The sequence below is a fragment of the Metapseudomonas otitidis genome, from assembly GCF_900111835.1.
GTDB lineage: Bacteria > Pseudomonadota > Gammaproteobacteria > Pseudomonadales > Pseudomonadaceae > Metapseudomonas > Metapseudomonas otitidis.
On the sequence record NZ_FOJP01000013.1, the window covers coordinates 150,309 to 173,012 of the forward strand.

At 64.8% G+C, this 22,704-nt stretch carries 25 protein-coding genes; 9 read left to right on the forward strand and 16 right to left on the reverse strand.

What is annotated here, in order from left to right; translation table 11 throughout:
- Window positions 1-90 precede the first annotated feature (90 nt).
- Window positions 91-1,089 carry a GlxA family transcriptional regulator gene (locus BM198_RS18090; RefSeq protein ID WP_044409628.1) on the forward strand — a complete coding sequence of 333 codons (999 nt, stop codon included), beginning with the start codon at window positions 91-93 and terminating at the stop codon, window positions 1,087-1,089.
- A 128-nt stretch (window positions 1,090-1,217) separates the two neighbouring features.
- On the forward strand, window positions 1,218-2,183 hold the full coding sequence (locus tag BM198_RS18095; RefSeq protein ID WP_044409632.1) for a hypothetical protein: 966 nt from the start codon (window positions 1,218-1,220) through the stop codon (window positions 2,181-2,183).
- A gap of 64 nt (window positions 2,184-2,247) precedes the next feature.
- On the opposite strand, the gene zapE is transcribed toward BM198_RS18095, so the two are convergent.
- From zapE to BM198_RS18110, 3 genes are all read right to left on the reverse strand, one after another.
- The gene (zapE, locus tag BM198_RS18100; protein WP_074971612.1) at window positions 2,248-3,342 is read right to left on the reverse strand and encodes a cell division protein ZapE; all 1,095 of its coding nucleotides are present in this window, start codon (window positions 3,340-3,342) and stop codon (window positions 2,248-2,250) included.
- 93 nt (window positions 3,343-3,435) lie between these two features.
- Entirely contained in the window at window positions 3,436-4,782 is a 1,347-nt protein-coding gene (locus tag BM198_RS18105) for a tryptophan--tRNA ligase (RefSeq protein ID WP_074971613.1), read from the reverse strand.
- A gap of 29 nt (window positions 4,783-4,811) precedes the next feature.
- Window positions 4,812-5,441, reverse strand: a complete 630-nt coding sequence (locus BM198_RS18110) for an alpha/beta hydrolase (protein WP_074971614.1) — start codon at window positions 5,439-5,441, stop codon at window positions 4,812-4,814.
- 128 nt (window positions 5,442-5,569) lie between these two features.
- Here BM198_RS18110 and BM198_RS18115 point away from each other — a divergent pair, with 128 nt between their 5' ends.
- Window positions 5,570-6,010, forward strand: a complete 441-nt coding sequence (locus BM198_RS18115) for a Z-ring associated ZapG family protein (RefSeq protein WP_044409644.1) — start codon at window positions 5,570-5,572, stop codon at window positions 6,008-6,010.
- A 118-nt stretch (window positions 6,011-6,128) separates the two neighbouring features.
- On the opposite strand, the gene cysN is transcribed toward BM198_RS18115, so the two are convergent.
- The 3 genes from cysN to BM198_RS18130 form a co-directional block, all read right to left on the reverse strand.
- The gene (gene cysN / locus BM198_RS18120; RefSeq protein WP_074971615.1) at window positions 6,129-8,021 is read right to left on the reverse strand and encodes a sulfate adenylyltransferase subunit CysN; all 1,893 of its coding nucleotides are present in this window, start codon (window positions 8,019-8,021) and stop codon (window positions 6,129-6,131) included.
- A gap of 12 nt (window positions 8,022-8,033) precedes the next feature.
- Entirely contained in the window at window positions 8,034-8,951 is a 918-nt protein-coding gene (cysD, locus tag BM198_RS18125) for a sulfate adenylyltransferase subunit CysD (protein WP_074971616.1), read from the reverse strand.
- Between the two features lie 146 nt (window positions 8,952-9,097).
- Window positions 9,098-9,856 (reverse strand): Nif3-like dinuclear metal center hexameric protein, encoded by a 759-nt coding sequence (locus BM198_RS18130; RefSeq protein ID WP_044409652.1) that lies wholly within the window; start codon window positions 9,854-9,856, stop codon window positions 9,098-9,100.
- Between the two features lie 113 nt (window positions 9,857-9,969).
- On the opposite strand from BM198_RS18130, the gene algW reads away from it, so the two are divergent.
- Window positions 9,970-11,127 (forward strand): Do family serine endopeptidase AlgW, encoded by a 1,158-nt coding sequence (gene algW / locus BM198_RS18135; protein WP_074971617.1) that lies wholly within the window; start codon window positions 9,970-9,972, stop codon window positions 11,125-11,127.
- A 66-nt stretch (window positions 11,128-11,193) separates the two neighbouring features.
- On the opposite strand, the gene hisC is transcribed toward algW, so the two are convergent.
- The 10 genes from hisC to BM198_RS18185 all read right to left on the reverse strand — a co-directional run bounded on the left by hisC (window position 11,194) and on the right by BM198_RS18185 (window position 19,035).
- On the reverse strand, window positions 11,194-12,246 hold the full coding sequence (gene hisC / locus BM198_RS18140) for a histidinol-phosphate transaminase (RefSeq protein ID WP_074971618.1): 1,053 nt from the start codon (window positions 12,244-12,246) through the stop codon (window positions 11,194-11,196).
- A 2-nt stretch (window positions 12,247-12,248) separates the two neighbouring features.
- Entirely contained in the window at window positions 12,249-13,562 is a 1,314-nt protein-coding gene (gene hisD, locus BM198_RS18145) for a histidinol dehydrogenase (protein WP_074971619.1), read from the reverse strand.
- 157 nt (window positions 13,563-13,719) lie between these two features.
- Complete coding sequence (gene hisG / locus BM198_RS18150; RefSeq protein WP_044409663.1) at window positions 13,720-14,355, reverse strand: ATP phosphoribosyltransferase; 636 nt, start codon at window positions 14,353-14,355, stop codon at window positions 13,720-13,722.
- 12 nt (window positions 14,356-14,367) lie between these two features.
- Window positions 14,368-15,633 (reverse strand): UDP-N-acetylglucosamine 1-carboxyvinyltransferase, encoded by a 1,266-nt coding sequence (gene murA / locus BM198_RS18155; protein WP_074971620.1) that lies wholly within the window; start codon window positions 15,631-15,633, stop codon window positions 14,368-14,370.
- Window positions 15,634-15,655: 22 nt separating this feature from the next.
- Complete coding sequence (locus tag BM198_RS18160; RefSeq protein WP_044409669.1) at window positions 15,656-15,895, reverse strand: BolA family protein; 240 nt, start codon at window positions 15,893-15,895, stop codon at window positions 15,656-15,658.
- 106 nt (window positions 15,896-16,001) lie between these two features.
- Window positions 16,002-16,310 carry an STAS domain-containing protein gene (locus tag BM198_RS18165; protein WP_044409671.1) on the reverse strand — a complete coding sequence of 103 codons (309 nt, stop codon included), beginning with the start codon at window positions 16,308-16,310 and terminating at the stop codon, window positions 16,002-16,004.
- The gene (locus tag BM198_RS18170; protein ID WP_044409674.1) at window positions 16,303-16,950 is read right to left on the reverse strand and encodes an MlaC/ttg2D family ABC transporter substrate-binding protein; all 648 of its coding nucleotides are present in this window, start codon (window positions 16,948-16,950) and stop codon (window positions 16,303-16,305) included. Before BM198_RS18170 ends, BM198_RS18165 begins: the two co-directional genes overlap by 8 nt.
- 11 nt (window positions 16,951-16,961) lie before the next feature.
- Entirely contained in the window at window positions 16,962-17,429 is a 468-nt protein-coding gene (mlaD, locus tag BM198_RS18175) for an outer membrane lipid asymmetry maintenance protein MlaD (protein ID WP_044409676.1), read from the reverse strand.
- On the reverse strand, window positions 17,429-18,226 hold the full coding sequence (gene mlaE, locus BM198_RS18180) for a lipid asymmetry maintenance ABC transporter permease subunit MlaE (RefSeq protein WP_044409679.1): 798 nt from the start codon (window positions 18,224-18,226) through the stop codon (window positions 17,429-17,431). The genes mlaD and mlaE overlap by 1 nt, the downstream gene beginning before the upstream one ends.
- Window positions 18,226-19,035, reverse strand: coding sequence for an ATP-binding cassette domain-containing protein (locus BM198_RS18185; RefSeq protein WP_069563937.1), 810 nt, complete (start codon window positions 19,033-19,035; stop codon window positions 18,226-18,228). The genes mlaE and BM198_RS18185 overlap by 1 nt, the downstream gene beginning before the upstream one ends.
- A gap of 242 nt (window positions 19,036-19,277) precedes the next feature.
- Between BM198_RS18185 and BM198_RS18190 the strand changes: the two genes are divergently transcribed.
- The 5 genes from BM198_RS18190 to lptB are packed head-to-tail and all read left to right on the forward strand — an operon-like array spanning window position 19,278 to window position 22,605.
- Entirely contained in the window at window positions 19,278-20,252 is a 975-nt protein-coding gene (locus BM198_RS18190) for a KpsF/GutQ family sugar-phosphate isomerase (RefSeq protein ID WP_074971621.1), read from the forward strand.
- On the forward strand, window positions 20,252-20,776 hold the full coding sequence (locus tag BM198_RS18195) for a KdsC family phosphatase (RefSeq protein WP_074971622.1): 525 nt from the start codon (window positions 20,252-20,254) through the stop codon (window positions 20,774-20,776). Before BM198_RS18190 ends, BM198_RS18195 begins: the two co-directional genes overlap by 1 nt.
- An 8-nt stretch (window positions 20,777-20,784) precedes the next feature.
- Window positions 20,785-21,357 carry an LPS export ABC transporter periplasmic protein LptC gene (lptC, locus tag BM198_RS18200; protein WP_044409691.1) on the forward strand — a complete coding sequence of 191 codons (573 nt, stop codon included), beginning with the start codon at window positions 20,785-20,787 and terminating at the stop codon, window positions 21,355-21,357.
- Window positions 21,344-21,880 carry a lipopolysaccharide transport periplasmic protein LptA gene (gene lptA / locus BM198_RS18205; protein WP_044409694.1) on the forward strand — a complete coding sequence of 179 codons (537 nt, stop codon included), beginning with the start codon at window positions 21,344-21,346 and terminating at the stop codon, window positions 21,878-21,880. The genes lptC and lptA overlap by 14 nt, the downstream gene beginning before the upstream one ends.
- Window positions 21,880-22,605, forward strand: a complete 726-nt coding sequence (gene lptB, locus BM198_RS18210; protein ID WP_044409697.1) for an LPS export ABC transporter ATP-binding protein — start codon at window positions 21,880-21,882, stop codon at window positions 22,603-22,605. The genes lptA and lptB overlap by 1 nt, the downstream gene beginning before the upstream one ends.
- Window positions 22,606-22,704: the final 99 nt, after the last annotated feature.

Here is a 22,704-nt window from a genome sequence, read left to right on the forward strand (position 1 = left end):
GGCCTGCGCTGGCACACACTGGACACTTGCGACAAAAAATAAGACGATCCAGCCGCCTAATGACCGCTTTCCCCTAATAAGAACAAGACCATGACCATTCAGCAGTCCCCCACCCTAAGGCGGGTGAGCATCCTCGCCACCGACGGCGTCTTCGCCTCCACCCTCATGCAGGCCAAGGACTTCTTCCACATGGCCAGCCTGCGCTACAGCAAGCTGCAGGGCCAGGGGCTGAGGCCCGCGTTCCAGATCAACTTGGTCAGCCCGGACGGGCAGCCGGTGCGCAGCTTCAGCGAAGTGACCATGCCGGTGGACGGCCCCCTGGATGCCGCCGACGTCATCATCCTCCCCGCGTTCTGGGACGACTTCGACGCCCAGTGCGCGCGCTACCCCCAGATACTGCCCTGGCTGCGCGAGCGGCACGGCGCCGGCAGCATGATCTGCGGCGAAGCGACCGGCGTGTTCTGGATGGCCCAGGCCGGGCTGCTGGACGGCAAGGAGGCGACCACCTACTGGCGCTTCTTCCGTGAGTTCGCCGAGCGCTTCCCCAAGGTCCAGCTCAACCAGGACAAGCACCTCTCCGACGCCGACAACCTCTATTGCGCCGGCGGCGTCACCTCCGCCTGCGACCTTTACATCTACATGATCGAGCGCTTCTGCGGCGCCTCCATCGCCCAGGCGGTCTCCCGCGACATCCTCTACGAGGTCCAGCGCAGCTACTCGCCCGGGCGCATCGGCTTCGGCGGACAGAAGCTGCACCAGGACGTCACCATCCTGCAGATCCAACATTGGCTCGAGGAGCACTACGCCGACAAGTTCCGCTTCGAGGACGTGGCCCGGGATCACGGCATGAGCATCCGCAACTTCATGCGGCGCTTCCAGGCCGCCACCGGTGACAAACCGCTGCACTACCTGCAACGGTTACGCATCGAAACAGCCAAGGGCCTGCTCTCCGCCACCCGCAAGAGCATCAAGACCATCAGCTACGAAGTGGGCTACGACGACGCCAGCTTCTTCGCCCGACTGTTCCGCCAGCACACGACCCTGTCGCCCAACCAGTACCGCCGGCAGTTCCAGCACAAAGGCGACTGACGCGGCCATCCCAAGGATGGGTTGGCCCCCGGGGTGAGCATCTTATGATCCGCGCCAGGCCCTAGCGGGCTCTCGACCCTTCGCCGCCCGAGGGCGGATGCGCAGAACAACAAGAAAGGTACTCTCCCATGCGCCGCTACCTGCTCGCCCTGCTGGCCGCCGCCAGCCTTCATGCCACTGCCGACGACAGCTGGAAACCCTTCCCCTACGACCAGTCCGCCTACGACTATTCCGGCGACAAGCTGCGCCAGGCCTGGCCCCAGCTGACGCGTGGCTTCGGCCCCGACTACCCGTTCCCCGATGCCGACTGGGTGGTGACCATGGCCACTCAGAACCCCAAGGCACTGGAGATGACCGTAGCCGGCAACACCGGCTTCACCGGCAAGCCCGAGGAAGCAGAGGCCTACGCCGCGCGCCTGCAGGACGTCTGGCGACTGATGTTCCGTGGCGACTTCGAACAGGCGAAGAAGAAGGGCCTGGAACTGGGCGTGGGCGGCCAGGTGCCGGCGATGTTCGCCCAGGTGATCTACGCCATGTTCCTCGCCCCCGACCAGGCCGAGAAACACCGCCTGCTGGAGGAAGTCATCACGTACACCGACGAGGCCGGCGATCTGGTCCAGGCTGACACCGTGGCCCAGTTCGGCCGCGTCTACGCCAAGGCACGCCTGGGCGAGGAGCTGTCGGTGCCGGTGGTGCTCAAACGCGGCTACACCAGCCAGATCCCCGAGGAACTGGACGCCCTGCTGAAGAAGCAGCCTCGCCAGCCCTTCGCCCTCGCCCTGTATGGCGGCTATGAAGCCGGGGTGATCCGCAAGGTCGGCAAGCTGGTGGGCAAGATGACCTACGGGGTCAGCGCGGACAAGATGGAGCAGTACTTCACCCGCTCCTTCACCGCCAAGGACGACCTGCCCATCGGCCACTACGAATACGCCAACGCCCTGGTCTACGTGTACGGCGAAGACGAGCAGGAAAAGGTGCTGGAACATCTGCGCAAGGCGGTGGCCATCAAGCCCATCAACGCCATGGAGGCGCTCGAAGTGGCCCACGCGCAGCAACTGCTCAAGCAATACGAGAAGGAAGTGGCCCAACGCTGAGCGCGAAAGGCGGAAATGAAAGAAGGGCAGGTCCGAGACCTGCCCTTTTTCATGCCTGCACGCCTCAGGGCTTGTGCGGGCGGGAGAGGAACTCGTGGGACTGCATCTCCAGCAGGCGGCTCAGGGTGCGCTGGAACTCGAAGTTCAGGCGGCCACCGCTGTAGAGGTCCTTCAGCTCCACCTCGGCGGAAATGATCAGCTTCACGTTGCGGTCGTAGAACTCGTCCACCAGGTTGATGAAGCGACGCGCCATGTCGTCCTTGGCCACCCCCATCTGCTCCACGTTGGCTAGGATGATCGCGTGGAAGATCTTGCCCAGCTCGATGTAGTCGTTCTGGCTGCGCGGGCCATCGCACAGCTCGCGGAACTCGAACCAGGCGACGTCTTCGCAGACGCGCACGGCACGGATCTCGCGGTTCTCCACCATCAGTATCTCGCCCTCCTGCGCATGGGTGCAGTCCGGCAGCAGGCTCTTGAAGCTGGCCTTCAGGCTGGCCTCGGAGGCCGGGCCCAGCGGCCAGTGGTAGAGCTCCGCCTGCTCCAGGGCACGCAGGCGGTAGTCCACGCCGCTGTCGACGTTGACGATCTCGGTGTGCTCCTTGAGCAGCGCAATGGCCGGCAGGAAGCGCGCGCGCTGCAGGCCGTCCTTGTAGAGGCCGTCCGGGACGATGTTGGAAGTGGCCACCAGCGAAACGCCGTTCTTGAACAGCTCTTCCAGCAGCGTGGCAAGGATCATCGCGTCGGTGATGTCGGAGACGAAGAACTCATCGAAGCAGATGACCCGGGCCTCATCGGCAAAGCGCTTGCCGATGATGGTCAGCGGGTTCTTCTCGCCCTTGAGGGTCTTCATTTCCTCGTGGACGCGCTTCATGAAGCGGTGGAAGTGCGTGCGCATCTTCTGCTTGAAGGGCAGCGCATCGAAGAAGGTGTCCACCAGGTAGGTCTTGCCGCGGCCGACCCCACCCCAGAAGTAGAGGCCTTTCACCGGTCCCTGGCGTTTCTTGCCGAACAGGCCGCCGAACAGCCCGGGCTTGGCTCGCTCATCGGCGATCAGATCGTCGTAGAGCCGCTGCAGATGACGCACGGCATTTTCCTGCGCCGCGTCGTGGAAGAAGTCCGGCCGCTTGAGGTCGGCCTGATAGCGCTCGAGGGGGGTCATGATCGATAGCAAGGCAAGGAAAAACGGGGCCGTCACTTTAGTGACGGCCCCGTTGATTGGCAATCAGCCGGAATGCGGGCTTGCGCCGGGCATTCAGTCTTGCGGTGCAAGCGCCTCGCGCAGCCGCTCGATGGCCTGCTTGCAGGCCTGAACGTCGGCGAAGGCCGGGCTCTGTGCCACGGCCGCACCGTCCAGCCACACCGCGAAGGCATTGCCGTCCACGCGAATATCCAAGGTCTCGCCGGCCTGCAGGCGCTTGGTCACCTGGCCGGCTGCCTTGCCGTCGGCAAAGGCGCTGGAGAGCAGCAGTTGCTCGCCCGCGGCATCCAGCAGGCGGAAGCGGAAGCTGCCGTCGTCCTCGCGGAAGCTGACGAAGCGCGCGCTCTTGGTCGCCTTCTTCTTGCCGCCTTCATTGCCCTGCACCGCGCTGCGGAAGGAACGCAGGCCGACCGCTTCACGCAGTTCGTTGAGGAAGGGCGTCGCGGTCTTGCGGGCCTTGGCGGCACCGGCCAGGAGGATGTCCTCCAGATCCGCCGGGCGCTCGATCAGTGCGTGGTAACGCTCGCGGGCCTCGCCCAGCTCGTTGTCCAGCAACTGGAACAGGCGCTGCTTGGCCTCGCCCCAGGCCAGGCCGTCAAGCAGTTCGGCACGGAACGCGGCCAGCTGCTCCGGCGTGGCGAAGGCCTGGTAGAGGGTGAACAGGTGAGCGCTGTCCGGGTCCTTCGGCTCGCCCGGCGCGCGGGAGTCGGTGACGATGCGGGCAATCGCATCCTTGAGCTGCTTGGCGCTGCCGAACAACGGGATGGTGTTGTCGTAGCTCTTGGACATCTTGCGACCATCGAGGCCGGGCAGCGTGGCCACCTCTTCCTCGATCACCGCCTCGGGCAGGGTGAACAGCTCGCGACCGGCGCCGAACAGGTGGTTGAAGCGCTGGCCGATGTCACGTGCCATCTCCACGTGCTGGATCTGGTCGCGGCCGACCGGCACCTTGTGGGCGTTGAACATGAGGATGTCCGCCGCCATCAGCACCGGGTAGCTATACAGACCCATGGTGACGCCGGCGTCCGGGTCTTCGCCGGCCTCGACGTTCTTGTCCACCGAGGCCTTGTAGGCATGGGCACGGTTCAGCAGGCCCTTGGCGCTGACGCAGGTGAGCAGCCAGGTGAGTTCGGGGATCTCGGGAATGTCGGACTGGCGGTAGAAAGTCGCCTTGTCGGTATCCAGCCCGCAGGCCAGCCAGGTGGCGGCGATCTCCAGGCGGGAACGCTGGATGCGCGCGGGGTCGTCGCACTTGATCAGCGCATGGTAGTCGGCCAGGAAGTAGAACGAATCCACATCGCTGGCGCGGCTGGCGACGATGGCGGGACGGATGGCGCCGGCGTAGTTGCCCAGGTGGGGCGTGCCGGTGGTGGTGATACCGGTGAGGATACGAGTGGTCATGGTTTTCGCTTGTCGGACTTCGTTCGGAATCAGAGACGCGGCAGGACCAGGTCCTTCAGATCGGTCAGCTTGCCGTGGAAGAAGTGGCCGCATTCTGCCACTTTCAGCAACTCGTGGGGGCGTGTCAGGCTCGCGCACCAGTCATACACCGCCTGGGGTGGAACCACCTCGTCGGCCTCGGGCTGGATCACCGTCAGCGCCGCGCGCTCGGGCAGCTCGGCCGGATCGGCAAGGCGCATCACCGCCGGGGCCACCATCACCAATCGAGGTACTTCGACACCCTCGCGTTCCAGCCGCCCTGCCAGGCTCGCCGCCACGAAACCGCCGAAGGAGAAGCCCAGCAGCGTCAACGGCTGGCTGGGATGCTGCTCGATGAACCAGCGGGCAGCCGCCTCGGCATCGTCCACCTCGCCGGTGATCATGTCGTGGCTGCCGGCGCTGGCGCCTACGCCCCGGTAGTTGAAGCGCAACGTGGCGTCGCCTGCATCACGCGCGGTGCGCTGGAGGGTGGAGACCACCTTGTTGAGCATGGTCCCGCCCTGCACGGGGTTCGGGTGGCAGATCAGCGCCAGCCCACGGGCGTCGGGCAGGTCGAGGTGAAGTGCCTCCAGCGACCCGCAAGGCCCCTGGAGCAGGATGGGATTTTCACGATTGGACAACGGGAACTCCGTGACCCCAGGCCGGGTCGACTCGTCTTGGTTAGGCACCACATAGGGCTTGCGTCGCGGTATACAGCGCAGATTCGAGCCGTTAACGTAAAGCAAAGCCGCTTATAGAGGAAGGACTCGTGGAACAGTCGCTCACGGCCTGGTTGTTACCGGCCCTCGCCCTGCTCGCCGGCATCGGCATCGGTTTCCTGGTGGCCCGCGTGCTGCCGGGCACCTCCCCCAATCGCACCCAGCGCCAGCTGGACGACCTGCAGGCCCGCTTCGACACCTACCAGAGCGAAGTGGTCACCCACTTCAACACCACCGCCAGCCTGGTCAAGAAACTCACCCAGAGCTATCAGGAGGTCCAGGAACACCTGTCCGAAGGCGCCAACCGCCTTGCCCTCGACGAGCTGACCCGCCAGCGCCTGCTGGCTGCCCTGCACGCCGACGACGCCCCCGGCACCCGCGAGCGCCTGACACCGCCGCGCAGCAACGAGGCGCCCAAGGACTACGCCCCGAAAGCTCCGGACTCACCCGGTACGCTGGACGAGAGCTTCGGCCTCAAGGGCAAGTACTGATCCAACGCACCGCAAACAGAAGGCCCCGCACATGCGGGGCCTTCTTCATGGGGCAAAGCTCAACGCCCGCTCCAAAGAAAATGCCCCGCCTGAGCGGGGCATTTTCGTGGAGCGGCGCTTAGATCAGGCCGCGGCTGCGCAGCAGGTCGAGGACTGCCTTGGCCCCCTCCTCCACCGACAGGCTCTGGGTGTCGACCACCAGGTCGGCATTCAGCGGGATGTCGTAGGGGAAGGACTCGCCCGGGATGTTGTCCTGGCCGGCCGCGTAGAGTCCCTGGGGATCACGCTCGCGGCATGCCTGCGGCGAGGCCTGCACGTAGACGGTGATCAGCCGCTCGGGACCGATGAGCGACTTGGCCTGCTCGCGGCCTTCGGCATCCGGCGCGACGAAGGCGGCCAGGGTGAGCAGGCCGGCTTCGTTGAACTGGCGCGCCACGTGGGCGGCGCGACGCCAGTTCTCGGTGCGGCCTGCACGATCCTGCGGTAGCCCCTTGTTCAGGTCGTGGCGCAGGTTCTGGCCATCCAGCACGTAGACGGCACGTCCCGCATCGAACAGCTTGCGTTCCACGGCATAGGCCAGGGTGCTCTTGCCCGCGCCGGAAAGGCCGGTGAACAGCACGGTGGCCGGCTGCTGGCCGAAGCGCGCGGCGCGCTCCTCGCTGCTGACGTGACCAAGGGGGTCACGATGGCCCGCGCCGGACTGAGGCTCGGCGATGATCATGCCGGCGCCGACGGTGCCGTTGGTCAGGCGGTCGATGACGATGAAGGCACCGGTGGTGCGGTTCTGCTCGTAGCCATCGAGGGCGATGGGGGCGTCGAGGCTGACCTTGACCCGGGCAATCTCGTTCAGCTGCAGGCTGCTGGCAGCGGCCTGCTCCAGGGTATTCACGTCCACCTTGTGGGTGATGCTGGGGATGGAGCCCGGCACGTAGCTGGTGGCGCGCTTGATGTCGTACTTCTTGCCCGGGAGCATCGGCTCCTCGGACATCCACACCAGCATCGCGTCGAACGCATCGCTGACCAGCGGGCGATTGTCGGCATGCACCAGCATGTCGCCACGGGACACGTCGATCTCGTCTTCCAGGGTCAGGGTGATCGCCTGGCCCGGGCCGGCCTGCTCCAGCTCGCCTTCGAAGGTGACGATGGACTTGACACGGCTGCCCTTGCCCGACGGCAACGCCACCACTTCGTCGCCCTTGTGCACCACACCACTGGCGAGGGTGCCGGAGAAGCCACGGAAGTTCAGGTTGGGGCGGTTCACGTACTGCACGGGGAAGCGCATGTCATCGAGGTTGCGGTCGCCACTGATCTCGACGCTCTCGAGGATCTCCATCAGCGGCTGGCCGGTGTACCAGGGCGAACGCTCGCTGCGGTTGACCACGTTGTCGCCCTTCAGCGCCGACATCGGCACGAAGTGCAGGGAGCTGGGCTTGAGGCCGATGCGCTCGGCGAACTGCAGGTAGTCCGCCTTGATAGACTCGAACACACCCTGGTCGAAGTCCTTGAGGTCCATCTTGTTGATCGCCACGACGATGTGGCGGATGCCCAGCAGGGACGCGATGTAGCTGTGGCGGCGGGTCTGGGTCTGCACGCCGTAGCGGGCATCCACCAGGATGATCGCCAGGTCGCAGGTGGAGGCCCCGGTGGCCATGTTGCGGGTGTACTGCTCGTGGCCGGGGGTGTCGGCGATGATGAACTTGCGCTTGGCGGTGCTGAAGTAGCGGTAGGCAACGTCGATGGTGATGCCCTGCTCGCGCTCGGCCTGGAGGCCATCCACCAGCAGGGCGAGGTCGACGTCGTCACCGGTGGTGCCGACCTTCTTGGAATCACGGGTGATGGCTTCGAGGTGGTCCTCGTAGATCATCTTGGAGTCATGCAGCAGGCGCCCGATCAGGGTGCTCTTGCCGTCGTCGACGTTGCCGCAGGTGAGGAAGCGCAGCAGTTCCTTGCGCTCGTGCTGGGCCAGGTAGGCGAGGATGTCCTGGCTGATCAGATCGGATTGGTGGCTCATGGTGCGGAATCCTTAGAAGTAGCCCTGACGTTTCTTCTCTTCCATCGAACCGGCCTGGTCATGGTCGATGACACGGCCCTGGCGTTCGGAGGTACGGGTCAGGAGCATTTCCTGGATGATTTCCGGCAGCGACTGGGCGGTGGACTCCACCGCACCGGTGAGCGGGTAGCAGCCCAGGGTGCGGAAACGCACCATCTTCTTCTGGATGCTGGCCTTCTGCTCGGGCGTCAGGTGCTCGAGGATGCGCTCATCGTCGATCATGATCAGCGCGCCGTTCATCTCGATCACTTCGCGCTCGGCGGCGAAGTACAGCGGGACGATCGGGATCTGCTCGAGGTAGATGTATTGCCAGATGTCCAGCTCGGTCCAGTTGGACAGCGGGAACACGCGGATCGACTCGCCCTTCTTCACCTTGCCGTTGTAGACGTTCCACAGCTCGGGGCGCTGGTTCTTCGGGTCCCATCGGTGTTTGCTGTCGCGGAAGGAATACACCCGCTCCTTGGCGCGGGACTTCTCCTCGTCACGGCGGGCGCCACCGAAGGCGGCATCGAAGCCGTACTTGTCGAGCGCCTGCTTGAGGCCCTCGGTCTTCATGATGTCGGTGTGCTTGGCACTGCCGTGGGTGAAGGGGTTGATGCCCTGGGCCTTGCCCTCGGGGTTCACGTGGGTAATCAGCTCGAGTCCCAGTTCGCTGACCATCTTGTCGCGGAACTGGTACATCTCCTGGAACTTCCACTGGGTGTCCACATGCATCACCGGGAACGGCAGCTTGCCCGGGAAGAAGGCCTTGCGTGCCAGGTGGAGCATCACGGCAGAGTCCTTGCCGATGGAGTAGAGCATCACCGGGTTGTCGAATTCGGCGGCCACCTCACGAATGATGTGGATACTTTCCGCCTCCAGCTGTTTCAGGTGCGTCAGTTTATCGAGCATGGCTACTCACGGATTTCGGTCTTATACGACGGCCTTCGGGCCGTGGACGAGCGCGCACTCTAGCACAGCGCCTCCTTATATTGAGGCGCCCTGTTAGAACGAAACGATCTAGTTATATAGCCGCGGAAATGGGCGCCGAAAGCACCTCAAACCGGGTTGGGACAGTCGATGAACAGGTGCTCGATTGCGAAGCGCCGAGCCAGGTATTCGCCCAGCGCCTGCACGCCGTAGCGCTCGGTGGCGTGGTGGCCGGCCGCGATGAAACCGACATCGTTTTCCCGCGCGCTATGGAAGGTCTGCTCGGATGCCTCGCCGGTGAGGTAGAGATCGACGCCTGCCGCGATGGCCGTGTCGATGTAGCCCTGGCCGCCGCCGGTGCACCAGCCGATGCGCTGGATCGACCGCGATCCCTCCACCAGCAGCGGTTCGCGGCCGAGCACGTCGCGCACGCGCCGGGCGAAGTCCAGCGCCGCCATCGGCTCGGACAACGAGCCGACCAGGCCGACCACCTTGGCATCGTTCGGGTCGAGGGGGCCTTCCACGGTGATGTCGAGCTGCCGTGCCAGCTGCACGTTGTTGCCCACCTCAGGGTGGACATCGAGCGGCAGGTGATAGGCCAGCAGGCTGATGTCGTGGGTGAGCAGCGTCTTCAACCGGCGTTGCTTGATGCCGGTGACACAGGGGCTCTCGCCCTTCCAGAAATAGCCGTGGTGCACCAGCACCACGTCCGCATCGGCCTCCACCGCCGCATCCAGCAGGGCCTGGCTGGCCGTGACGCCGCTGACGATGCGCCGTACCTGGGGGCGCCCCTCCACCTGCAGCCCGTTGGGGCAGTAGTCGCTGATGCGCGACGCGCCCAGGTAACGATCCGCTTCTTCCACCAGGGTGGTCAGTGCGATGGCCATCCGCCTCTCCTCACAAGCTGTTTCGCGCGGCTATTTTCTTCGTCGCCGCCCCGTATAATGGCCGCCACCTTAAGGGGGCCTCTCCCCCCTCGCAACCCTCAGGATTCCCCTCGATGTCCAAGGCCCTGCGTTTCTTCGGCTGGCCCCTGCTTGTCGGCGTACTGGTCGCCCTGTTGATCATCCAGCAGTACCCCGAGCTGGTGGGCCTGCCCCGCCAGGAAGTCCACCTTCAGGAAGCACCCCGCTACAGCGTCTCGCGCCCCGGCCCCGAGTCCTACGCCGAGGCGGTGGACAGCGCATCGCCCGCCGTAGTCAACCTCTACACCACCAAAGTGGTGAGCAAACCGGCGCACCCGCTGTTCGACGACCCGCAGTTCCGCCGCTTCTTCGGCGACAACCTGCCTCGCCAGCGCCGCATGGAGTCCAGCCTGGGCTCGGCGGTGATCATGAGTCCCGAGGGCTACCTGCTGACCAACAACCACGTCACCGCCGGTGCCGAGCAGATCGTCGTCGCCCTCAAGGATGGCCGCGAAACCCTGGCCCGCCTGGTGGGCAGCGACCCGGAAACGGACCTGGCGGTTCTCAAGATCGACCTCGACAACCTGCCGGCCATCACCCTCGGGCGTTCCGACGCCATCCGCATCGGCGACGTCGCCCTGGCCATCGGCAACCCGTTCGGGGTCGGCCAGACGGTGACCATGGGCATCATCAGCGCCACGGGCCGCAACCAGTTGGGCCTGAACACCTACGAGGACTTCATCCAGACCGACGCGGCCATCAACCCGGGCAACTCGGGGGGCGCGCTGGTGGATGCCGCCGGCAATCTGGTGGGCATCAACACCGCGATTTTCTCCCGCACCGGCGGCTCCCAGGGCATCGGTTTCGCCATCCCCACCAAGCTGGCCCTGGAGGTGATGAAGGCCATCATCGAGCACGGCCAGGTGATCCGTGGCTGGCTGGGCATCGAGGTGCAGCCGCTGACACCGGAGCTGGCGGAGTCCTTCGGCCTCACCGGCCGCCCCGGCATCGTGGTTGCCGGCATCTACCGAGACAGCCCGGCCCAGCGCGCCAACCTGCTGCCGGGGGACATCATCCTCGCCATCGACGGTGAGCCGGCAGGCGATGGCCGCCGCTCGATGAACCAGGTGGCCCGCACCAAGCCCGGCGAGAAGGTCAGCATCCAGGTGATGCGCAACGGCAAGTTGCTGGAACTGGTGGCGGAGGTGGGCCTGCGCCCGCCCCAGCAGGTGGCACCGGCGGAGAACGACTGAGGCCGCCAGCGTCCGCCCATGAAAAAGCCGAGGTCATGCCTCGGCTTTTTCGTTACCGCTTCGCGATCAGCTCGCGTCCAGGGCATCCAGCAGCGCCTGGTTCTGCTCCGGCGTACCGATGGTGATGCGCAGGAACTGAGCGATGCGCGCCTGCTTGAAATGGCGCACGATCACGCCCTTTTCCCGCAGCCCCGCCGCGATGCCCGCGGCATCCTTGCCCGGGTGCCGGGCGAAGACGAAGTTCGCTGCTGACGGCAGCACCTCGAAGCCACGGGCTTCGAGCGCCGCCACCAGTTGCTCGCGGCTGTGGATGACGCGCCGGCGGGTTTCATCGAACCAGGCGCGGTCATCGAAGGCCGCCGCCGCGCCGGCAATCGCCATGCGATCCAGCGGGTAGGAGTTGAAGCTGTTCTTGATCCGCTCCAGGGCCTCGATCAGGTCCGGGTGCCCCACCGCCAGGCCCACACGCAGGCCGGCCAGGGAGCGGGACTTGGACAGGGTCTGGGTCACCAGCAGGTTCGGGTAGCGGTCGACCAGGGCGATGGCGCTCTCTCCGCCGAAGTCGATGTAGGCCTCGTCGACCACCACCACCGAGTCCGGGCTGCCGTTCAGCAGGGCCTCCACGGCGTCCAGGGTCAGCAGGCAGCCGGTGGGCGCGTTCGGGTTGGGGAAGATGATGCCGCCGTTGGGACGTGCGTAGTCCTCCACACGGATCTGGAACTGCTCGTCCAGCGGCACCGCCTCGAAGGGAATGCCATAGAGGCCGCAGTAGACCGGGTAGAAGCTGTAGGTCACGTCGGGGAACAGCAGCGGGCGACCGTGCTGGAACAGGCCGTGGAAGATGTGCGCGAGCACCTCGTCCGAGCCGTTGCCGACGAACACCTGGGCTGTGGTCACACCGTAGTGGTCGGCAACGGACTGCTTGAGGCGGTCGCTGTTCGGGTCCGGGTAGAGGCGCAGGCTATCGCCCAGCTCCGCCTGCATCGCGGCGATGGCCTTCGGCGAAGGGCCGTAGGGGTTCTCGTTGGTGTTCAGTTTCACCAGGTTTGCGATCTTCGGCTGTTCACCCGGTACGTAGGGCACCAGTTCCTTGACGAAGGGACTCCAGAACTTGCTCATGCTCACTCCCCCTTGATCCGGTATTCGGCACTGCGGGCGTGGGCGGTCAGCGACTCGCCACGGGCCAGTACGGAAGCGGTCTTGCCCAGCTCGGACGCGCCATCAGCGGAACAGTAGATGATCGACGAACGCTTCTGGAAGTCATACACGCCCAGCGGCGAGGAGAAACGCGCGGTGCCGGACGTCGGCAGCACGTGGTTCGGGCCGGCGCAGTAGTCGCCCAGGGCCTCGGCGGTGTAGCGGCCCATGAAGATGGCGCCGGCGTGGCGGATGTGCGGCAGCCAGGCCTCGGGCTCGGCCACAGACAGCTCCAGGTGTTCCGGGGCGATGCGGTTGGCCACCACGCAGGCCTGGGCCTGGTCGGTGACCTGGATCAGCGCGCCGCGGTTGCTGAGGGACGTGCGGATGATCTCGGCACGCTCCATGGTCGGCAACAGCTTGTCGATGCTGGCAGCCACCTTGTCGAGGAACGCGGCATCGGGGCTGACCAGGATGGCCTGGGCATCCTCGTCGTGCTCGGCCTGGGAGAACAGGTCCATGGCGATCCAGTCCGGGTCGGTGTCACCGTCGCAGACCACCAGGATCTCCGAGGGGCCGGCGATCATGTCGATGCCCACCTGGCCGAAGACGTGGCGCTTGGCAGTGGCCACGTAGATGTTGCCGGGGCCGACGATCTTGTCGACACGCGGCACGCTCTCGGTGCCGTAGGCCAGCGCGGCCACGGCCTGGGCGCCACCAATGGTGAAGACGCGGTCGACGCCGGCCACGCAGGCGGCGGCGAGGACGATCTCGTTGATCTCGCCACGGGGGGTCGGCACCACCATCACCACTTCGGCCACGCCGGCGACCTTGGCCGGGATGGCATTCATCAGCACGGAAGACGGGTAGGACGCCTTGCCGCCCGGTACGTACAGGCCGGCGCGGTCCAGCGGGGTGACTTGCTGGCCCAGCACGGTGCCGTCGGCCTCGGTGTAGGTCCAGGAGTCCTGCTTCTGCTTCTCGTGGTACAAGCGCACCCGCTCGGCGGCCTTCTCCAGCGCCTGGCGCTGTTCGGCAGTGATGCGGGTCAGGGCCAGTTCCAGACGCTCGCGAGGAAGGATCAGCTCCGCCATGGTGGTGGCCTGCACGCCATCGAAGCGCTGGGTGAACTCGACCACGGCGGCATCGCCACGCTCACGCACGGCCTGGATGATGTCGAGGACGCGCTGGTTGACCGCCTCGTCGGAAACGCTTTCCCAGCTCAGCAGATGATCCAGGTGTCGACCGAAGTCCGGATCAGCGGCATTGAGACGACGGATAGCAATGGGAGCAGTCATAGCGAGCCTCTTGTAAGAATGGCGTTAACTCGGGCGCCGCTAGACTACCAAGCCCACCGTGCGGGCACCCGAGAAAATTCGCTATGACACGGATAGGGCCGGAGCTGCACGCCAGGCCGGCTCCCGAGCGGGAAACGGGCCTGGAGGGCAACGGGTATCAGTGACGGTGTCGCTTCTCGACCGCTTCGCGCAGCGTGTCGATGAGGGCCTGGATGCGTGCGTGCTGCATCTTCATCGAGGCCTTGTTGACCACCAGGCGGGAGCTGACGGTGGCGATGAGTTCCTGGGGTTCCAGGCCATTGGCGCGCAGGGTGTTGCCGGTGTCCACCACGTCGATGATCTTGTCGGCCAGACCGACCAGCGGGGCCAGCTCCATGGAGCCGTAGAGCTTGATCACGTCGACCTGGCGACCCTGTTCGGCGTAGTAGCGCTTGGCGACGTTGACGAACTTGGTGGCCACGCGCAGGCGCCCCTTGGGCTCCGGCGCGCCGACCGCACCGGCGGTCATCAGCTTGCAGTTGGCGATCTTCAGGTCGAGGGGCTCGTAGAGCCCCTGCCCGCCGTACTCCATCAGCACGTCCTTGCCCGCCACGCCGAGGTCGGCAGCGCCGTGTTCGACGTAGGTCGGCACGTCGGTGGCGCGGACGATCAGCAGGCGAACGTCATCCTGGGTGGTCGGGATGATGAGCTTGCGGCTCTTGTCCGGATTCTCGGTGGGCACGATGCCTGCCTCTGCCAGCAGCGGCAGGGTGTCATCGAGAATGCGGCCCTTGGACAGCGCGATGGTGAGCATGGGGTTCCCTTGTTAGCCCGGCACGCGGCGGATCTTGGCGCCGAGCAGCTGGAGTTTTTCCTCGATGCATTCGTAGCCACGGTCGATGTGGTAGATGCGGTCGATCAGCGTGTCGCCCTCGGCGACCAGGCCGGCGATCACCAGGCTGGCGGATGCACGCAGGTCGGTGGCCATCACCGGGGCGCCCTTGAGCTTCGGCACGCCGGTGACGATGGCGGTGTTGCCCTCGACCAGGATCTGGGCGCCCATGCGGTTCATCTCGTAGACGTGCATGAAGCGGTTCTCGAACACCGTCTCGATGACCGCACCGGTGCCTTCGGCCACGGCGTTCATGGAGATGAACTGGGCCTGCATGTCGGTGGGGAATGCCGGGTACGGCGCGGTGCGCACGTTGACGGCTTTCGGGCGGTTGCCCTTCATGTCCAGCTCGATCCAGTTGTTGCCGGTGCTGATGTGGGCACCTGCTTCTTCCAGCTTGAGCAGCACGGACTCGAGGATGGTTGGATCGGTGTCCTTCAGCTTGACGCGACCGCCGGTGGAGGCCGCGGCGACCAGGTAGGTGCCGGTCTCGATACGGTCGGGCATCACGCTGTAGCGCGCACCGCCGAGGCGCTTCACGCCGTCGATGATGATGGTGTCGGTGCCGGCGCCCTGGATCTGCGCACCCATGGCGATGAGGCAGTTGGCCAGGTCGACCACCTCCGGTTCGCGGGCGGCGTTTTCCAGCACGGTACGGCCGTTGGCCAGGGTGGCGGCCATCATGATGTTCTCGGTACCGGTCACGCTGACGGTATCGAAGAAGAAGTGCGCACCACGCAGGCCACCGGCCGGAGCACGGGCCTTGATATAGCCGCCGTCGACGTCGATCAGCGCGCCCATGGCCTCAAGGCCGCGGATGTGCAGGTCGACCGGGCGCGAGCCGATGGCGCAGCCACCGGGCAGTGCCACTTCGGCCTGGCCGAAGCGCGCGACCATGGGGCCGAGCACCAGGATCGAGGCGCGCATGGTCTTCACCAGTTCATAGGGCGCGACCAGGGTCTTGATGGTGCTGGCGTCCACTTCGACGCTGAGTTTCTCGTCGATGACCGGCTGCACGCCCATGCGGCCGAACAGCTCGATCATGGTGGTGATGTCGTGCAGGTGCGGCAGGTTGCAGACGGTGACCGGGGTATCGGCCAGCAGCGTGGCAGCCAGGATCGGCAGGGCCGAGTTCTTGGCGCCGGAAACGCGGATTTCGCCATCGAGGCGTTGGCCGCCGGTGATAATCAGTTTGTCCATTGGGAGTCTCGTCGCCGGGGGGTCAGGAACGCTCGGCCCAGCCGGCGCGGCTGAAGAATTTCATGGTGACAGCGTGGATGCTGCCGTCGGCGATCCAGGGATTCAGGTGCGAATAGACCTGCTGCTGGCGCTTGACCGGGCTGAGTGCGGCCAGTTCGTCGCTGATCAGGTTCAGCTGGAAGTTGCAACCTTCGCCTTCCACTTCGACCTGGGTACCGGGCAACTTCGCCTCCAGGAGGCTTTTCACTTCTACGGCCTGCATGCTCAACCTCTATCGGCGCCCTGTGCGCGCGGGTCGGCAATGATACAAAAAAGCCCCCCGCCTGCGAACCCCGCGCATGCGGGGCCTGACGGAGGGCTTTCGGGCATCAGTGCTCGAGGGGCAACAACGCGTCGAGCCCGGATACACCGGCAATCTGCCGCATGTCCTCGGGCAACGCGCGGATGCTGAGGGTCTTGCCGGCCTTGCGGGCATCACGCATGAAGGCCAGCAACAGGGAAAGCCCGACGCTGCTGGACTTCTCCACGCCGGAACAGTCGACCACCAGGGCAGCGGCGGCCTGCTCGCGGATCAGCCTGGCACCGGTTTCACGCAAGGCGGGGCCGCTGCTGTAGTCGAGGACGCCGAGGAGCTTGAGCTCCCCGCCGCTCCCCGCGACCAGAGACGCCTCACTCATGACCGGCAGCCTTCTGGCCTTCCTCGGACTGCTTGGCCTTCGCCACGATCTCGGCCCAGCCGTCGATGGTCTTGTTGAGGTCGTTGCCGTTCTTCTGCATGGCGTCGGCGAACTGATCGCGGAACAGCTTGCCGATGTTGATGCCGTTGATAATCACGTTACGCAGCATCCACTGACCGTCGATGTTCACCATGGTGTAGGAGACGGGGTAGACGGTGCCCTTGCTGTCCTTCACTTCCATGCCGACGCTGGTGCGCTCGGGGTCTTCCTGCTTGGCGGGCAGGACGCGGATGTCCTGGTTGTCGTACTCCAGCAGTGCATTGCCGTAGAACTGGATCAGGCTGCGCTTGAAGTTCTCCTGGAAGCGGGTCATCTGCTCCGGGGTGGCCTGGCGCGAGTATTTGACGGTCATGATGCTGCGGGAGATGCCGTCGGCATCCACAACCGGGCCAAGAATGCCGTTCAGCGCATCGTAGAAAGCACTTGGGTTGCTGCGGTACTGGGCCTTGTTGGCCTTGAGATCGCTGAGCAGCTTGTCGGTGGTCTGCTGCACCACATCGCGGGCACTCGGTGCCGCATTGGCCAGCAGGGGCAACGCCGCCAGCAGCAGCAACAGGCCGTTTCGCAGGGCTTTGATCATTTCGAAGGTCCTCACTTGGTGTCCTTGTTGACCGTATTGAGCAGGAACTTGCCGATCAGGTCCTCCAGCACCAGCGCGGACTGGGTATCACGGATGGTGCTGCCGTCCTTCAGCAACTGGTCGTCGCCGCCGACGCTGATCCCGATGTACTTCTCGCCCAGCAGGCCGGCGGTCAGGATGGACGCGGTGGAATCGGTCGGCAGGTTGTCCACCTTCTTCTCCAGCTCCATGGTGACGCGACCGGTGTAGCTGTCGCGATCGAGGTCGATGGCCGTGACCCGGCCGATGGTCACGCCGGCCATGGTCACCTTCGCTCTGACAGTGAGACCGGCGATATTGTCGAAATGTGCATAAACCTTGTACGTCTCGCCGGCGCTGCCGACGGACAGCCCACTGACACGCAGCGCCAACAGTAGCAGGGCAAGCAACCCGGCCAGGAGGAACAGGCCGACACCAATTTCCAGGGTGCGGATTTGCATCAGAAATCTCCAAACATCAGGGCGGTCAGGATGAAGTCGAGCCCCAGCACGGCCAACGAGGCATAGACCACGGTTTTAGTCGTTGCGCGGCTGATCCCTTCGGAAGTGGGCTCGCAGTCGTAACCCTGGAACACGGCGATCCAGGTGGCGACGAAGGCGAAAGCCAGGCTTTTCAGCACGCCATTGAGTACATCTTCTGTGAATTCGACGCTGTTCTGCATGTTCGACCAGAACGAGCCGTCATAGACGCCGAGCCAGTCGATGGCCACCATCGCGCCGCCCCAGATGCCGACCACATTGAAGATCAGCGCGAGCACCGGCATCGAGATGAAGCCAGCCCACAAGCGAGGCGCGATGATGTATTTGAGCGGGTCGACACCGATCATCTCCAGGCTGGAGAGCTGCTCGGTGGATTTCATGTTGCCGATCTCGGCGGTCAGCGCGGAGCCGGCACGCCCTGCGAACAGCAGCGCCGTGACAACCGGCCCGAGCTCGCGCAGCAGGGTCAGTGCGACCATCTGCCCGACAGCCTGCTCGGACCCGTAGCCAACGAGGATGTTGTAGCCCTGCAATGCCAGCACCATGCCGATGAAGATGCCGGAGACGACGATGATCGGCAGCGACAGCACGCCAACGAAATAAAGCTGCTTGACCAGCAACTGGAAGCCGGACCCGGTCCCGGTGCGGCCGAACAGGGCGCGCAGCAGGAACAGGGTGGAACGGCCGAGCGCCTCGACCACGTCAAGGCCGGCGCGCCCGAGCAGGCGGATGCGCTCGAGCGGGGACTTCTTGCGCATCAATGCTCTCCCAGCAAGTCGTTGCGGTAATCGGGCGCCGGGAAGTGGAACGGCACCGGCCCGTCGGGGATGCCCTTCATGAATTGGCGGATCCGCGGATTGTCCGAGTCCATCAGCTCGGCCGGAGTGCCCTGGCCAAGCACCTGCGCATCCCCCACTACATAGATGTAGTCGGCGATGCTCGCGGTCTCCGCCAGGTCATGGGAGACGACGATGCTGGTGATGCCCAGCGCGTCGTTCAACAGGCGGATCAGGCGCACCAGAACGCCCATGGCGATCGGGTCCTGGCCCACGAAGGGTTCGTCATACATCAGGATCTGCGGATCCAGGGCGATGGCCCGTGCCAGCGCAACGCGCCGTTTCATACCGCCGGAGAGTTCATCGGGCATCAGGTCGATGGCGCCACGCAACCCGACGGCCTGGAGCTTCATCAGCACGATGTCGCGGATCATCTCCTCGGGGAGCTGGGTATGGACGCGCAGCGGGAAGGCCACGTTCTCGAACACATCCAGATCGGTGAACAGCGCGCCACTCTGGAACAGCACGCCGAACTGCTTGCGCATGTCGAAGAGTTCGGAACGGGAAAGCGAGGGCAGGTTCTGACCATTGACCCAGACTTCTCCCGACGCCGGCTTCAGTTGAGCAGCGATCAGGCGAAGGAGCGTGGTTTTGCCACAGCCGGACGGCCCCATGATCCCGGTGACCTTGCCACGGGGTATGCGTATGTCAACGTCGCGAAAAATGCTGCGCTCGCCGCGCTTGAAGGTCAGGCCTTTCAGCTCCACGGCATAAGCGTTATCGGCGCTCATCTGTACTCCTTGCGATGCGGCCATCCCTCAATGGACGTCGTATCCTGCAGACGGGACACGGCCCGGCGAGGTGGCCGAACAGGCGGCGGATCATAGCATTGCGCCCTGGGCCGCCCAAGGCCGCAGACAGCTTCGTTCAGGAGCGTGACAGGTTCGACGCATCATTGACGACGATCGAACGTGAGCGATTCAAGCTTTACCGGTATAATCCGCGCCTTTTCCTCGGCCACTGCACTCAAGACATGAGCCAGTCCAGCGATCTGATCCAATCCGCGCAACGCACCATCCGACTGGAACGCGACGCCATTGACGCCCTTCTCCAGCGAATCGACGGCGATTTCATCAAAGCCTGCGAACTCGCCCTTGCCTGCAAGGGGCGTGTCGTGGTGGTCGGCATGGGCAAATCCGGCCACGTCGGCCGCAAGATCGCCGCGACCCTGGCCAGCACCGGCACGCCTTCCTTCTTCGTCCACCCGGCGGAAGCAAGCCACGGCGACATGGGTATGATCACGCGCGACGACGTGGTACTGGCCCTCTCCAATTCCGGCTCGACGGCGGAGATCGTCACCCTGTTGCCGCTGATCAAGCGCCTGGGCATCCCGCTCATCAGCATGACCGGCAACCCGGAATCGGCGCTGGCAAAAGCGGCCGAGGCACGCCTTGATGCCCGCGTGGACAAGGAAGCCTGCTCGCTCAACCTGGCACCCACCTCCTCCACCACGGCGGCACTGGTGCTGGGCGATGCCCTGGCCATTGCCCTGATGGAAGCACGCGGCTTCTCTGCAGAAGACTTCGCCTTCTCGCATCCGGGCGGTGCGCTGGGCCGTCGCCTGCTGCTGAAAGTGGAAAACGTCATGCACAGTGGCGACGCGCTGCCCCGGGTCGCCCGTGGCACCTCGCTGCGCGACGCCCTGCTGGAAATGACCCGCAAGGGGCTCGGCATGACCATCGTGCTGGAGAATGACGGCCGTCTCGCCGGCATCTTCACCGACGGCGACCTGCGCCGGACCCTCGACAAGGGCGTCGATGTGCACCAGGCGAGCATCGACGAGGTCATGACCGTGCACGGCAAGACCGCACGCGGCGAAATGCTGGCGGCCGAAGCCTTGAAGATCATGGAAGACCACAAGATCAACGTGCTGGTGGTGGTGGATGACAACGACACCCCCGTCGGCGCCCTGCACATCCACGACCTGACCCGCGCCGGAGTGATCTGATGAGCGAACACCTGCACCAGCGTGCCCAGGCGATCCGCCTGGCAGTCTTTGACGTGGATGGCGTGCTCACCGATGGCAAGCTCTACTTCCTGGCAGACGGCAGCGAATTCAAGACCTTCAATACCCTGGACGGCCACGGCATCAAGATGCTGATCAACTCCGGCGTACGCACGGCCATCATCTCCGGACGCAGCACCCCGGTGGTGGAGCGCCGTGCACGCAACCTCGGTATCCATCACCTGTACCAGGGCCGCGAGGACAAACTGGTCGTTCTCGATGAACTGCTGGGCGAACTGGGGCTGGACTACAGCCAGGTCGCCTACCTGGGCGACGACCTGCCCGACCTGCCCGTGATCCGCCGAGTTGGCCTGGGCATGGCCGTTGCCAGCGCCGACGCCTTCGTGCGCCAGCATGCCCATGGCGTCACCGTGGCCAAGGGCGGAGAAGGTGCAGCACGCGAGTTCTGCGAACTGATCATGCGCGCCCAGGACACCCTGGACACCGCGCAAGCCGCCTACCTGTAGGTCCAGCCATGCCCAAGAACGTTCGCCTCGCCCTGATCCTTGCGCCCCTTGCCGCCCTGCTGATCGCACTGGGCTACTGGAACATCCGCCCCGAGAGCTTCATGGACCGCCAGGCACAGCCCGCCGGGGACGAAAACGCCATCGACTTCTACGTCATCAATGCCACCAGCGTGCAGTTCCAGGAAGATGGCAAGCGCCACTATGAAATGACGGCGGACAAGCTCGAGCACATCAAGGCCACCGATGTGACGATGCTGACCAAGCCGGACCTGCAGCTTTATCGCGGCACCGACTACCCTTGGCATGTTCAGAGCGAACGCGGAGAGGTGGGCCCGGAGGGCAAGCAGGTCGAACTGATCGAACAGGTCCGCGTGGCCCGCACCGACCCCAAGGGACGGCCGACCATTCTGACCACCAGCCGACTGACCGTATTCCCAGATCAGGAATATGCGCAGACCGAGCAAGCCGTTAAAATCGACGCCGCCAACGGGGTCACCACGGCACAAGGAATGAAAGCGTACTTGAATGACGGCAGGATGCTCCTGCTGTCCAACGTAAGAGGCCAGCATGAGGTTCGTTAAAACCCTCCCCCTACTGCTCAGCCTGGGTGCCGCACTCGGAAGTGCCAGCGCCTGGGCACTGCCCAGCGACCGCGACCAGCCCATCCGTGTCCAGGCGGACAGCGCCGAGCTCGATGACAAGCAGGGCGTAGCAGTCTATCGCGGTGACGTGGTCATTACCCAAGGCACCCTGAAGATCACCGGCGACACCGTAACCATCACCCAGAACGCCCAGGGCGAGCTGGATGTGTTCACCTCGGTGGGCAAGCCGGCGTACTACGAGCAGAAGCCGGCTCCGGACAAGCAGATCGTCAAGGCCTACGGGCGCACCATCCAGTACTTCGCTTCCAACGAACGCATCGTACTGATCGACCAGGCGAAGGTGATCCAGGAAGGCAATACCTTCGAAGGCGAGAAGATCGTCTACGACACCCGCCGTCAGATCGTCAACGCAGGTCGTGCCACCGGCACCAACGTCGGCACGCCGCGTCCGCGCATCGACATGGTCATCCAGCCCAAGAAGCAAGCGGGACAAGCACAGTAATGGCGATCCTCAAAGCCCAGCACCTGGCCAAGAGCTACAAGAGCCGCCAGGTGGTCCGTGACGTCAGCCTGTCCATCGAGAGCGGCCAGATCGTCGGTCTGCTCGGCCCCAACGGTGCAGGCAAGACCACCTGCTTCTACATGATCGTGGGCCTGGTCAAGGCTGATCAGGGCCGTGTCCTGATCGACCAGCAGGACGTCACCCACCAGCCCATGCATGGCCGGGCGCGCGCCGGTATCGGCTACCTGCCGCAGGAAGCCTCGATCTTCCGCAAGCTGAGCGTGGCGGACAACATCATGGCGATCCTGGAAACCCGCAAGGACCTGGATCGCGCCGGGCGTCATCGTGAGCTGGAAAGCCTGTTGCAGGAGTTCCACATAAGCCACATCCGCGACAGCCTCGGCATGAGCCTCTCCGGCGGTGAGCGTCGCCGCGTCGAGATCGCCCGTGCACTGGCCACCGCGCCGAAGTTCATCCTGCTGGACGAACCCTTCGCCGGCGTCGACCCCATCTCCGTGGGCGATATCAAGCAGATCATCCACCACCTCAAGAACAAGGGCATCGGCGTACTCATCACCGATCACAATGTTCGCGAGACGCTGGACATCTGTGAGACGGCCTACATCGTCAACGACGGCCAGCTGATCGCAGAAGGCACCGCCGAGGAAATCCTGGCCAACCAGCTGGTCAAGGAAGTCTACCTGGGGCACGAATTCCGCCTCTGAGCCACGCAGCGCCGCACAAGGGCGTTGCGCCTGCTGGAAAAATCATTCAAGGTCAGGCATATAATTTGCTTCCTGGTGGCGCCTCGGCGTCCTGTAGTG